Origin of the sequence: Pseudomonas sp. NY15463 (assembly GCF_048068415.1) — a bacterium.
Classification (GTDB): Bacteria; Pseudomonadota; Gammaproteobacteria; order Pseudomonadales; family Pseudomonadaceae; genus Aquipseudomonas; species Aquipseudomonas mosselii_C.
Map to the genome: position 1 here is coordinate 400339 of NZ_JBLUQD010000007.1, position 13205 is coordinate 413543.

Here is a 13205-nt window from a genome sequence, read left to right on the forward strand (position 1 = left end):
CTTTCTCCTTGTGCAGCGGGCGTGGCCTGCCGCAAAACTCACTGTTCCGGCGTTTCAGACCGCGACCAGGCGCACACTGGCGCCCTCGCCGACACCCAGTGCATCCGCTGCCTGTGCATTCAAGATGACCGGTTTGCCCGGCACCCAATCCAGCTCCAGCAGTACGGCGCGGTAATCCTGCAACTGACCATTGCACACCAGGTACGGGCGCGTGCCCTTGACCGGGCTATCGTCGAGCTTGACCGGTACTACACGGCTCTGGGCGATCGAGCGGATGCCCGAGGCGCGCGCATGCAGGGTCGGCCCGCCGTCGAAAATGTCGATGTAGTGTTCGGTCTCGAAGCCTTCGCGCATGAGAATGTCGAAGGTGATCTGCGCGCGCGGGTGCACCTGCCCCATGGCCTCCTGGGCCTGGTCAGGCAACAGCGGCACGTAGATCGGGTAATGCGGCATCAGCTCAGCCAGGAAGGTACGGCTCTTCAAGCCGCACAGACGCTCGGCATCGGCGTAGTTCAAGTCGAAGAAATTGCGTCCGATGGCATCCCAGAACGGCGACTCACCCTGCTCGTCGCTGTAGCCGACGATTTCGGTGACCACTGCATCGGCGAAACGCTCAGGGTGCGAGGCCATGAACAGCAGGCGGCCGCGCGAATTCAGCTCGGCCCAGCCGCTGTCCACCAACTCGGGCAGCACATAGAAGCTGGTCAGCAGGCTGTTGCCGGTCAGGTCATGGCACAGCGACAGCACATGAATCTTGTTGTGGATTTTCAGCTCGCGCGAGGCATGCACGAAGGTTTCGTTGCGAAAGCTGTAGAACGGTTCGGAATAGCCGGCCGAGGCGACGATGGCCGAGCACCCGACGAGCCTGCCGGTGTCGCTGTCCTCGAGCACGAAGAAATAGCTCTCTTCACCGTTGAAGCTCACTTCGGCGGCGAAGGAGGTTTCCGAGGCGGCGATCTTGTCGCCCAGGCGGCCGGCATCGTCCGGTAGCGAGGTGACACCCACCGGACTGTCGGCAGCCATGCGCTGCACTTCGTTCAGATCCGCCATTTGCGCGGGGCGCATCACCAGCATGGTGTCACTCCTTTGGGGAAAGCGTGCCGCTCACATCGACACGGAAAAACAGCGGGCACACGCCACCACCTGCCAGCAGGTGCCCGCCTTGAATTCAGGTGCCGCCGGCCCTGCACAGGGCCGGCGAACAAGGCCGGTCAGGCCTTGATCAGTTGCGCCACGGCGCGCTCGAAACGGTCCATGCCTTCGTCGATGTCGGCATCCTCGATCACCAGGCTCGGGGCGAAACGCACCACGTCAGGGCCTGCCTGCAGCACCATGACGCCTTCTTTTTCAGCCGCGTTGAGCACGTCCTTGGCCTTGCCCTTCCAGGCCTCGCTCAGCACGCAGCCGATCAGCAAGCCCACGCCGCGCACCAAGCTGAACAGGCCGGTATCCTGGCCGATCTTCTCGAGACGGGTCTTGAAACGCGCGTGCTTGGCCTTGATGCCCGCCAGGGTCTCGGGGGTGTTGATCACGTCCAGCACCGCACACGCCACCGCGCAGCCCAGCGGGTTGCCGCCATAGGTGGTGCCGTGGGTGCCGACGGCCAGGTGCTTGGCAAGCTCGCTGGTGGTCAGCATCGCGCCGATCGGGAAACCGCCGCCCAGGCTCTTGGCGCTGGTCAGGATATCCGGGGTCACGCCGTAGTGCTGGTAGGCATACAGCGAGCCGGTGCGGCCAACGCCGGTCTGCACTTCATCGAAGATCAGTAGGGCATTGTGCTCGTCACACAGCTTGCGCGCGCCTTCCAGGTAGGCCTTATCAGCCGGCACCACGCCGCTCTCACCCTGGATCGGCTCAATCACCACAGCGCAGGTCTTGTCGGAAATCTGTGCCTTGAGCGCTTCCAGGTCGTTGTATGGCACGTGGCTGATGCCGGTGATCTTCGGGCCGAAACCGTCAGAGTACTTCGGCTGGCCACCCACGCTCACGGTGAACAGGGTGCGGCCGTGGAAGCTGTTGACGGTGGCGATGATCTCGTTTTTTTCCGCACCGAAACGGTCGTGGGCCACGCGACGGGCCAGCTTGAAGGCCGCTTCGTTGGACTCGGCGCCGGAGTTGCAGAAGAACGCCCGGTCAGCGAAGGTCGCGTCCACCAGCTTGTGCGCCAGGCGCAGTGCCGGCTCGTTGGTGAACACATTAGAGACGTGCCAGAGGGTGTTGGCCTGCTCGGTCAGGGCCTTGACCAACGCCGGATGGCAGTGACCCAGCGCGTTGACGGCGATGCCGCCGGCAAAGTCGATCAGCTCGCGACCCGACTGGTCCCATACTCGGGAACCCTCGCCTCGCACAGGAATGAAGGCCGCCGGAGAATAATTGGGGACCATCACCTGGTCGAAATCGGCACGTTGCACCGGGGCTTGCTCAACGGACATCTGAGTCTCCTGAAGAGGAACGCTGGTCTGGAAGTGGCCAGCGATGGGGGGATTGTAAGGACTGATCGGCGCCTGTCCTTGCTGCCAGGCGACAACTTGTTACAGCGCCAAACCCTGTTTTAACAAGGCTTTCGGCAATGCGACAAACAGTGTCGCAATCGCGCAGTGTAAAGGGAGACAGGGGCTGGGTGAACGGGTGTTCACATAAGAAAGGATGTTACCTGTCCCGGCCCTTTCGCGGGTAAGCCCGCTCCCACAGGGACCGCACAGGTTTCAAATGCTGTGCAGGTCCAGTGGGAGCGGGCTTGCCCGCGAAAAGGGCCAGCACAAGCAATAAAGAAATCAGCCCTTTTCGGCAGGCGCCGAACTCAGCTCGAACGGGCTGCTGCTGCGCCGCTGGTTGCGGTCTTCACGCGGGGTGGCGCCAAAGAAGTTGCGGTAGGCGCTGGAGAAATGCGGCCCGGACGAGAATCCGCACGACAAGCCGATCTGGATGATCGACTTGCTGGTCTGCATCAGCATCTGCCGCGCCTTGTTCAGGCGCAGCTCCAGGTAATACTGACTCGGCACGCGGCTCAGGTACTGCTTGAAGATGCGCTCCAGCTGACGCCGCGAGACGCACACGTGCTGGGCGATTTCATCCGTGGTCAAAGGCTCTTCGATATTGGCCTCCATCAGCAGCACGGCCTGGGTGAGCTTGGGATGGCTAGAACCTAGACGGTTTTGCAGCGGAATACGTTGCCGCTCGCCCCCTTCACGAATGCGCTCGACCACCAGCTCCTCGGACACCGCGCCCGCCAGCTCCGCACCATGGTCGCGGGCCAGCACCGCCAGCAGCAGGTCGGTCAGTGCCATGCCGCCGCAGGCCGTCAGGCGGTCACGATCCCAGTCGAACAGGTGACTGGTAGCGATCACTTTGGGGAAGCGCTCGGCGAAATCGTCCTGCCAGCGCCAATGAACTGCGGCCCGGTAGCCATCGAGCAAACCCAATGCAGCCAGTGGATACACGCCAGCCGACAAGCCGCCGATCATGCAGCCACCCCGGGCCAGTTGCTTGAGCGCCGCAGACAACGCCGCACCTACCGCGGCAGGCGGCTCATCCGCCATCAGAAAGAGCTTATGGCAACCTTCCAGGCGCCCATTCCAGGCCTCGCCCGGCAAGCGCCAGGCGCCCTCCTGAGCCGCTTCGGCGTGCAGGAATACCTGCTCGTAGACCACATCCGGATGCACCCGCTGAGCCACCAGCAACACTTCTTCGGCCAACGCCAGGGTCAGCGGCCGCGTGCTGGGCCAGATGAGAAATCCGATTCGCTGGGTGGTCATAGGGCGTGGTCCGAAACCTGAAAGAAGGTGGTGCGCGCCTGTGGCGCAGGAAGCAGGCTACGTGCACCACGCAGCATGCCCCATTCTGGTGCAAAAGTGCAGCTTTACTTCAGGCTGCCCGAGAGGAACTGCTTGAGCCGCTCCGACTGCGGATTGACCAGCACTTCGCGCGGGCAGCCACGCTCCTCCACCAACCCTTTGTGCAGGAACACCAGCTGGTTGGAAACCTCGCGGGCAAAGCCCATCTCATGGGTAACCACGACCATGGTGCGACCCTCCTGGGCCAGCGACTGCATCACCTTGAGCACATCGCCTACCAGCTCCGGGTCGAGCGCCGAGGTGGGTTCATCGAACAGCATCACCTCAGGCTCCATGGCCAAGGCGCGGGCGATTGCCACGCGCTGCTGCTCGCCCCCCGACATATGCCCCGGGAAAGCGTCCTTGCGATGGGCCACACCCACCTTGGCCAGGTAGTGTTCAGCCTTTTCCAGGGCCTCTTTCTTGTTCACGCCCAGCACGTGAACCGGTGCCTCGATGATGTTCTCAAGGGCCGTCATGTGCGACCACAGGTTGAAGTGCTGGAACACCATCGACAGGCGCGAACGCATGCGCTGCAGCTGCTTCGGGTCGGCAGCCCTGAGCGCGCCATCCTTGCCAGCCACCAGTTTGAGTTCTTCGTTATTGAGCAGGATCTTGCCGCCGTGGGGCTGCTCGAGCAGGTTGATGCAGCGCAGGAAGGTGGACTTGCCCGAGCCGCTGGAGCCGATGATGCTGATCACATCGCCCGCCTTGGCCTCGAGGGAGACGCCCTTGAGGACCTCGTGGCTGCCGTAGCGCTTGTGCAGGTCCTGGATTTGAAGTTTGTACATGCTGTCGGTTCTCACAGAGCGGTCAGTGCTTGCGCGGCGCCAGGTAGCCGAGCCAGCGGCGTTCGGCCATCTTGAACAGGCGTACGAGGATGAAGGTCAGGCACAGGTAGAACACGCCTGCCGTGATGTAGGCCTCGAAAGGCAGGTAGTACTGGGCATTGACCGTGCGTGCGGCACCGGTGATATCGATCAGGGTGACGATCGACGCCAGGCTGGTGGTCTGCAACATCATGATCACCTCATTACTGTACTGCGGCAGCGCACGGCGCAGCGCCGAGGGCAGCAGGATGCGGCGGTACATCTTCATGCGCGACATGCCAATCGCCTTGGCCGCCTCGATCTCACCGTGCGGCGTGGCCTTGAGGCTGCCGGCGATGATCTCGGCGGTGTAGGCACTGGTATTGATGGCGAACGCAAGGCAAGCGCAGAAGGTCGCACTGGACAGCCACGGCCACAGGACGCTCTCGCGCACCGCCTCGAACTGAGCCAGGCCGTAGTAGATCAGGAACAATTGCACCAGCATCGGCGTGCCACGGATCACGTAGGTGTAGAGCCAGGCGCTCATATTCACCAGCGGCTGTTTCGACACTCGCATCAAGCCCAGCGGAATCGCCGCCAGCAGGCCAAAGAACAGCGACAGCGCCAGCAATTTGAGGGTGGTCAGCAGGCCGCCCACGTACAGCGGCATGGCCTCCCAGATCACGTTGTAGTCGAAAATCATAGCTCAGCCACCTTGACGCCAACCGAGTAGCGCTTCTCGAGGTACTTCAGCGCCAGCAGCGAGACACTGGTGAGCACCAGGTACAACGCAGCCACCGCCAGGAAGAAGGTGAAGGGTTCGCGGGTGGCGTCGGCAGCCTGCTTGGCCTTGAACATCATATCTTGCAGGCCCACCACCGAAATCAGTGCCGTGGCCTTGGTCAGTACCAGCCAGTTGTTGGTGAAACCTGGAATCGCCAGACGGATCATCTGCGGCACCATGATTCGGAAGAATACCTGCACCCCGCTCATGCCATACGCCGCACCGGCCTCGGCCTGGCCCTTGGGAATCCCCAGGAAGGCGCCACGGAAGGTTTCCGAAAGATAGGCACCGAAAATGAAGCCCAACGTACCGATACCGGCCGCCATCGGGTTCAGGTCGATGTAGTCGTCATAGCCAACCAGCGGCGCGACCCGGTTGATGATGTCCTGGCCACCGTAGAAGATCAGCAGGATCAGTACCAGGTCCGGGATGCCACGGATCACCGTGGAGTACAGATCCCCCAGCCAGGCCAGCCAACGCACCGGCGACAAGCGCAGCGCCACGCCGATCAGGCCGAGGACGATGGCCAGGGCCATCGACGACAGGGCGAGCTGCAGCGTCAGCCACGCCCCGTCGAGGATGACTGCCCCATAGCCTTTCAACATGATTGGAATTCCTCAGGGCTTGGGAATGAAAAAATGGTGCAAACCTCAGCGATCCTGCTGTTTGCACCATTGCACAGGTGAGACTCGACGGCTTACTTGGATTCCGGACCGTAGATATCGAAGTTGAAGTACTTCTTCTCGATTGCCTGGTATTTGCCGTTAGCGCGGATGGCGTCGATCGCGGCGTTGATACGCTCGGCGTTAGCCTTGTCGCCCTTGCGCACAGCGATACCCACACCGTCGCCGAAGTATTTCACGTCGGTGAACGCCGGACCGACGAAGGCGAAGCCTTTGCCGGCATCGGTTTTCAGGAAACCGTCTTCGAGCAGGGTCGCATCAGCCACGGTGCCGTCCAGGCGACCGGCAGCGACATCCAGGTAGATTTCGTTCTGCGTGCCATACGGCACGACAGTAGCGCCTTTGGGGGCCAGCACTTCCTTGGCGAAGCGGTCATGGATCGAGCCGCGCTGTACGCCAATCTTCTTGCCCTTGAGCTCATCGAGGCTATCGCTGACCACAGCGCCTTCCTTCATGACCAGGCGCGCTGGGGTGAGGTAGTAGCGCTTGGTGAAATCGACGGATTTCTTGCGGTCTTCGGTGATCGACATCGACGACAGGATCGCGTCGATCTTGCGCACTTTCAGCGCCGGGATCAGGCCGTCGAACTCCTGTTCGACCCAGGTGCACTTGGCTTTCATCTCTTCGCACAGGGCGTTGCCGATGTCGTAGTCGAACCCAGCAATACTGCCATCAGGCTGCTTGAAGGCGAAGGGTGGGTAAGCAGCCTCGATACCGATCTTCAACGGCTTTTCATCGGCCTGCGATACCAGGGAAAACATGGAAAGCGCCAGGGCGCCAAACAGTGCGAGCTTCTTCATCAGGTAACTCCATCGGTACGGGGCAATACGAGGCAGTTGTAACGGCTGCCCGCTATGCGAATGGGTACAACGCGAGCCGCGCAGGTTTCGACCAAGGTCGCAGACCACGAGCGAGTGAGTGGCATTCTAACGACAGCCCTTTAGTCGATATTTCTTCAAAGCGACAACTAGTTATAGAAGCGCCTGAAACCGCGGCGGGCGATATTGACAGCCCTTGCAAATTATGCAAGAGCAAAAGGAAAATAACCTTTATCCAAAGCAATAAGCGGGCCCATTATTCGCAAACCCTTGAATTCCGGCAAGTCCAGCGTGTCACCTCAGGTAAAAAGACGACGAAAACGCCCCGGTTTGGCGCATGAGTGTTTCCACAAGCCCCAGCATTGTGCGAAAGCTCCGACAACATCAGTTACCGATGAATGTCGGAGTAACAGTTCCCTCCTCCCTTGAGTAAAGCAAAAACCCCGCCGGTTGCCCGGCGGGGTTTTCATTAGGCGGCTTCACATAGCCGGTGCGATGTCTGTCAGGGCAGATCTGGCCCTAACGCCGCTCGCACGCCACCGACACGGCTTGCCTCGATCAGGCCGACGCCAGGCTCATGGCCTTGTGGGTGTCGATCAGGTGCTGCACCACACCCGGATCAGCCAACGTGGAGATATCACCCAGTGCGTCGTATTCGCCGGTGGCGATCTTGCGCAGGATACGTCGCATGATCTTGCCCGAACGCGTCTTCGGCAATCCCGGGGCCCACTGGATCACGTCCGGCGAGGCAATCGGGCCGATTTCCTTGCGCACCCAGTTCTTCAGTTCCAGGCGCAGCTGCTCACTCGGCTCTTCGCCTGCATTGAGGGTGACGTACACATAGATACCCTGCCCCTTGATGTCGTGCGGCACGCCCACCACCGCCGCCTCGGCGACTTTCGAGTGGGCGACCATGGCGCTTTCGATCTCGGCGGTCCCCATACGGTGGCCCGAGACGTTGAGCACATCGTCCACCCGGCCTGTGATCCAGTAGTAGCCGTCTTCGTCGCGACGCGCACCGTCACCGGTGAAGTACATGCCGCGGAAGGTCTTGAAGTAGGTATCGACGAAGCGGTCGTGGTCGCCGTACAGCGAACGCGACTGGCCCGGCCAGGAGTCGAGGATCACCAAGTTGCCTTCCGCGGCGCCATCGATCAGGTTACCCAGGTTGTCCACCAGTGCCGGCACCACGCCGAAGAACGGACGCGTGGCTGAGCCAGGCTTGAGCGCCGTGGCACCCGGCAGCGGGCTGATCAGGATGCCGCCGGTTTCAGTCTGCCACCAGGTATCGACGATCGGGCAACGCTCCTTGCCCACGGCCTTGTTGTACCAGTTCCAGGCTTCCGGGTTGATCGGCTCACCTACCGAACCCAGCAGACGCAGGCTGGAACCGTCGGCACCGGCCACCGCAGCCTGGCCTTCGGCCATCATGGCGCGAATGGCGGTAGGGGCGGTGTAGAGGATGTTGACCTTGTGTTTGTCGATGATCTTCGACACACGAGTGATGTCCGGGTAGTTAGGCACGCCTTCGAACAGCAAGGTGGTCGCACCATTGGCCAGCGGGCCATACACGATATAGCTGTGGCCGGTGACCCAACCCACATCCGCGGTGCACCAGTACACCTCGCCCGGGCGATAGTCGAAGACCCGCTCATGGGTCAGTGCGGCATACACCAGATAACCGCCAGTGGTGTGCAACACCCCCTTGGGCTTGCCGGTGGAACCGGAAGTGTAAAGGATAAACAGCGCTTCTTCGGCCCCCATTTCCTTCGGCGCGCAGTGGCTGGAGGCGACCTTCATCAGGTCTTCGTACCAGATGTCGCGATGCTGGTGCCAGGCGATGTCGCCACCGGTGCGCTTGCACACGATGATCTTCTGCACGCTATTGGTTTCAGGGTTGGTCAGGGCCAGGTCGACATTGGCCTTGAGCGGCGTGCGGCGGCCACCGCGCACCCCTTCGTCGGCGGTGATCACCACCTTGGATTTGCAGTCGATGATGCGCCCAGCCAGGGCCTCGGGAGAAAAACCACCGAACACGACCGAGTGGATCGCGCCAATACGGGCGCACGCCAGCATGGCGACGACGGCCTCAGGGATCATTGGCATGTAGATGGTCACCACATCGCCACGGTGCACGTCCTGGCCACGCAAGGCGTTGGCGAACTTGCAGACCTGCTCGTGAAGTTCGCGGTAGGTGATGTTGCGGTGCTCGGAAGGGTCATCGCCTTCCCAGATGATCGCCAACTGGTCGCCGCGCGTTTCGAGGTGACGATCCAGGCAGTTTGAGGAAACGTTCAGAGTGCCATCGGCGAACCACTTGATATCGACATGATGGTCGTCGAACGAGGTCTGCTTGACCTTGGTGAAAGGCTTGATCCAGTCCAGACGCTGGGCTTGCTCGCGCCAGAATCCGTCCGGGTTGATCACCGATTGCTGGTACATGGCCTTGTAGGTGGCCTCGTCGGTCAGGGTACTGGCCGCAACCTCGGGACGAACGGGATACAGTGGAGCCGCACTCATCTGTGTTACCTCGGTGTAATAGTTGTTTTTGTATGGGACCGTTTGTAACTGTACCAGAGCGTCATAGGCCATTCGACGTTGGTAGTAACACGACCGACTGCACCCCCGGGAAAATGGAACGACCGCTCTAGATCATGGCATACAGCCACTTCCACAAAGACCGCTTTACTGTCGAGCGGTGATTGTTACAGATTCCGCCAACAGTCTTTATCAAAACCCGCTCTGTTTCAGGCGCGCCAGCGCCCCTAAAATTCATCTCGCCAGCAACGGCAACGCGATTAACTTCCGCTAACACCCCCACGCAGGCAAGTTAATCGGCAGTTCATTCAGAACATTGAAACTCGTTGTACTCGCGGCGCCACAAGCGCCGCGTGCCCCCTTACGACCTTAGACAGGTAAATTGAAAATGAAAGCTTTACTGGTATTGGTACTTGGCAGTCTTTGCGGCGCGGCAATGGCCGGCGAGGCAAAAGATGCCGAGCAGATTCCGGTCGAACAGTACAGTTACGCGCAGCACTTGGATATCGCCCGCGTCATTTCCATGAGCGAAGTTCCGAATGTCTGCGAAGTGGTGCCCGCGCGCATGACCTACGAGGACTCCAAGGGCCAGAAGCACATTCTCGAATACCGCGTCATGGGCAACGGTTGCTCCAACGGTTGATTCGCCCAACCCCATCGCCAGACCGGCCTGCACCACGACAATCATGTGGCCGCAGGCCGGCCCTTGAGATCCGCTCGACACGCGAACTTTCTATTTCACTGCGCCGACTTGCCCACGGCATAATCACGTAATTTATTGGCAATCGTCGTGTGTGAAACACCTAATCTTTTGCCCAGCGCCCGACTACTTGGAAAGTCATTCAGCAAACGTTCCAACACCGCTTTTTCAAAGCGCCCGACAATCTGCGCAAGATCGCCCTCCAGGGAAAATTCACCCAACGGCTGACGTGCACCATAATCTGGCAGACGAATATGCTCCGCCTTCACCACGCCGCCTTCGCATAATGAAACGGCCTGGAATAATACATTTTCCAATTGCCGTACATTGCCTGGCCAATGATAGTGCGCCAACTTGTCCATCGCCGTGGGTAACAAGCGCGGCATTGCACAACCGATCTGCCGACTGGCTTGGTCGAGGAAGTGCTGTACCAGCCCATCCAGCCCATCCATGCACTCACGCAACGGCGGAATGTGCAACGACAGCACGTTTAAACGGTGATACAGGTCCTGGCGGAACTCGCCGCGCGCGCACAATTCGGACAGGTCGACCTGGGTCGCGCAAATCACCCGCACATCCAGGTACACCTCCTCGTCGCTGCCGACCCGCCTGAAGCATCCATCCTGGAGAAAACGCAGCAATTTCACCTGCAAGCGAGGGCTCATCTCGCCAACCCCATCGAGGAACAAAGTGCCCCCGGCAGTCAGCTCCAGCAACCCGAGCTTGCCCTCGGCCCGTGCCCCCTCGAAGGCACCTGGGCCGTAGCCGAACAGCTCGGTTTCGGCCATCGACTCGGGCAAGCCCGCGCAATTGAGGGCCATCAACGGCGCCTGGCCACGCGGGCTGGCCAGGTGACAGGCACGCGCCAGCAGTTCCTTGCCAGTACCCGTTTCGCCCTCGATCAACAGCGGCGCGTCCAGCGGCGCCATGCGCCGCGCCTCGCGCACCACCGCGGCCATGACCCGCGAGCTTTGAAAGATACTGTCAAAGCCCCGCAGTTCCTGCTTGCGTACGTTATAGATGCGCTCGCCAATACGGTCGGCGCGGTGCAGGGTCAGTACCGCGCCTGCCAATGCCTCGCTGTCATCGTGCTCCGATTGCAGCGGAGCAATGTCGGCCAGGAACACATCGCCCTTGACCTTGATGCGCAGCCCATTGATGCGCGACTGGTTAGCCCGCACCAACTCTGGCAGGTCAAAATCCTCGACATAGCGTGACAGCGGCAACCCCGGCACCTCATCCACGCGCACCCCGAGCAACTGCGCAGCCGTCCGGTTGGCGGCGACGATACTGCCCCCCATATCGACCGACAGCACCGGGAAATCCAGCGCCCCCAACAACGCGTTGAGTTCCATGTGCCGCCGCTCACTGGGCATCAGCCCGACCCGCTTGACCCCGAACACCCCGGCGATGGACTCGAACTTCGGCCGCAGCGCCTGGAACTGCAAGTTGATCAAGTTCGGGCAATGCAGGTAGATGGCATTGCCATGGTCGCCGCCGACTTCGCCACGCAGCACGTTGATACCGTACTCGACCAACAGGTTGAGGATGTCGCGCAGAATGCCGATGCGGTTCTGGCAATGCACTTTGATACGCATGGAAAACCCCAGGAGCGCGGGAAGTTTCGCTTCGTCACGCAGAAAAGTCGTAAAGATAAGCTGACAAAAACCCCACGACAGCCAGCCTCAGGCACCCGATTTTCCGCGACATCGCGATCTTTGTAAAATAAACGTTACAAAAACAGCGATCGCGCCGCCGTGTACCTCAGCCTCTCCCCCCTGCAAAGCTGCTCTGGCCGGGATATTTCTAGGGCATGTTCCACTCATAACAAGAAGCCCTCACCTGGAGAGCCACATGAAACAGACGCACTACGTGGCACGCGAGCCCGATGCGCACGGCTTTATCGACTACCCCGAGCAAGAGCATGGGGTATGGAACACCCTGATCACCCGTCAGATGAAGGTCATCGAAGGCCGGGCGTGCCAGGAATATCTCGACGGCATCGAGCAGCTCAAGCTGCCACATGAGCGCATCCCGCAGTTGGGCGAGATCAACAAAGTGCTGGGCGCCACGACCGGGTGGCAGGTCGCCCGGGTGCCGGCGCTGATCCCGTTCCAGACGTTCTTCGAGCTGCTGGCCAGCAAGCGCTTCCCGGTGGCCACCTTCATCCGCACACCGCAGGAGCTGGACTACCTGCAAGAGCCCGACATCTTCCACGAGATCTTCGGCCACTGCCCGCTGCTGACCAACCCATTCTTCGCCGAATTCACCCACACCTACGGCAAGCTTGGCCTGGCCGCGAGCAAGGAACAGCGCGTGTTCCTGGCACGCTTGTACTGGATGACCATCGAATTTGGCCTGATGGACACCGCCCAGGGCCGCAAGATCTATGGCGGCGGCATCCTTTCCTCGCCCAAGGAGACGGTCTACAGCCTGTCCGGCGAGCCTGAGTACCAGGCCTTCGACCCCATCGAGGCCATGCGCACGCCATACCGTATCGATATCCTGCAGCCTGTGTACTTCGTGCTACCCAACCTCAAGCGCCTGTTCGACCTGGCTCACGAGGACATCGCAGGCATGGTCCAACAGGCCATGCAGTTGGGGCTACATGCCCCGAAGTTTCCCCCGAAGGCGGCGGCGTGAGCCGCCCTTGTCGATAACAATTCAAACCGGAAAATCACCATGAATGCCTTGAACCAAGCCCACTGCGAAGCCTGCCGCGCCGACGCGCCGAAGGTTACCGATGAAGAGCTGGCGGAGCTGATCCGCGAGATCCCGGACTGGAGCATCGAAGTACGCGACGGCCACATGGAGCTTGAGCGTGTGTTCCTGTTCAAGAACTTCAAGCACGCCCTGGCCTTCACCAACGCCGTCGGCGACATCGCCGAGGCCGAAGGCCATCATCCAGGCTTGCTGACCGAATGGGGCAAGGTCACCGTTACCTGGTGGAGCCACTCGATCAAGGGCCTGCACCGCAACGACTTCATCATGTGCGCACGCACCGATGAGGTGGCGAAAGGCGCAGAAGGCCGCAAATAGG

General features: G+C 60.8%; 12 protein-coding genes. 3 read left to right on the forward strand and 9 right to left on the reverse strand.

Annotated features, from left to right (window positions below):
• Nucleotides 1-54: 54 nt before the first annotated feature.
• From aruF to acs, 8 genes are all read right to left on the reverse strand, one after another.
• Complete coding sequence (gene aruF / locus ACNFIC_RS19750; RefSeq protein ID WP_138218248.1) at nt 55-1074, reverse strand: arginine/ornithine succinyltransferase subunit alpha; 1020 nt, start codon at nt 1072-1074, stop codon at nt 55-57.
• 137 nt (nt 1075-1211) lie between these two features.
• Nucleotides 1212-2432: an aspartate aminotransferase family protein gene (locus ACNFIC_RS19755; RefSeq protein ID WP_138218249.1), complete on the reverse strand. Its 1221-nt coding sequence runs from the start codon at nt 2430-2432 to the stop codon at nt 1212-1214.
• A gap of 342 nt (nt 2433-2774) precedes the next feature.
• Complete coding sequence (gene argR / locus ACNFIC_RS19760) at nt 2775-3755, reverse strand: transcriptional regulator ArgR (protein ID WP_138218250.1); 981 nt, start codon at nt 3753-3755, stop codon at nt 2775-2777.
• A gap of 104 nt (nt 3756-3859) precedes the next feature.
• Nucleotides 3860-4624 carry an ABC transporter ATP-binding protein gene (locus ACNFIC_RS19765; protein ID WP_138218251.1) on the reverse strand — a complete coding sequence of 255 codons (765 nt, stop codon included), beginning with the start codon at nt 4622-4624 and terminating at the stop codon, nt 3860-3862.
• A 22-nt stretch (nt 4625-4646) separates the two neighbouring features.
• Nucleotides 4647-5345: an ABC transporter permease gene (locus tag ACNFIC_RS19770; RefSeq protein ID WP_138218252.1), complete on the reverse strand. Its 699-nt coding sequence runs from the start codon at nt 5343-5345 to the stop codon at nt 4647-4649.
• A complete protein-coding gene (locus ACNFIC_RS19775; protein ID WP_138218253.1) occupies nt 5342-6031 on the reverse strand; it encodes an ABC transporter permease in 690 nt (229 codons plus the stop codon). Before ACNFIC_RS19775 ends, ACNFIC_RS19770 begins: the two co-directional genes overlap by 4 nt.
• 92 nt (nt 6032-6123) lie before the next feature.
• The gene (locus ACNFIC_RS19780) at nt 6124-6909 is read right to left on the reverse strand and encodes an ABC transporter substrate-binding protein (RefSeq protein WP_138218254.1); all 786 of its coding nucleotides are present in this window, start codon (nt 6907-6909) and stop codon (nt 6124-6126) included.
• Nucleotides 6910-7485: 576 nt separating this feature from the next.
• Nucleotides 7486-9447, reverse strand: coding sequence for an acetate--CoA ligase (gene acs, locus ACNFIC_RS19785; RefSeq protein WP_138218255.1), 1962 nt, complete (start codon nt 9445-9447; stop codon nt 7486-7488).
• Between the two features lie 406 nt (nt 9448-9853).
• Here acs and ACNFIC_RS19790 point away from each other — a divergent pair, with 406 nt between their 5' ends.
• Nucleotides 9854-10108 (forward strand): DUF2790 domain-containing protein, encoded by a 255-nt coding sequence (locus ACNFIC_RS19790; RefSeq protein ID WP_138218256.1) that lies wholly within the window; start codon nt 9854-9856, stop codon nt 10106-10108.
• 95 nt (nt 10109-10203) lie between these two features.
• Here ACNFIC_RS19790 and ACNFIC_RS19795 read toward each other — a convergent pair whose 3' ends face one another.
• Nucleotides 10204-11763, reverse strand: coding sequence for a sigma-54-dependent transcriptional regulator (locus ACNFIC_RS19795; protein WP_138218257.1), 1560 nt, complete (start codon nt 11761-11763; stop codon nt 10204-10206).
• A 256-nt stretch (nt 11764-12019) separates the two neighbouring features.
• On the opposite strand from ACNFIC_RS19795, the gene phhA reads away from it, so the two are divergent.
• Entirely contained in the window at nt 12020-12808 is a 789-nt protein-coding gene (gene phhA / locus ACNFIC_RS19800; RefSeq protein ID WP_416781670.1) for a phenylalanine 4-monooxygenase, read from the forward strand.
• Nucleotides 12809-12847: 39 nt separating this feature from the next.
• On the forward strand, nt 12848-13204 hold the full coding sequence (locus ACNFIC_RS19805) for a 4a-hydroxytetrahydrobiopterin dehydratase (protein ID WP_138218259.1): 357 nt from the start codon (nt 12848-12850) through the stop codon (nt 13202-13204).
• Nucleotide 13205: the final 1 nt, after the last annotated feature.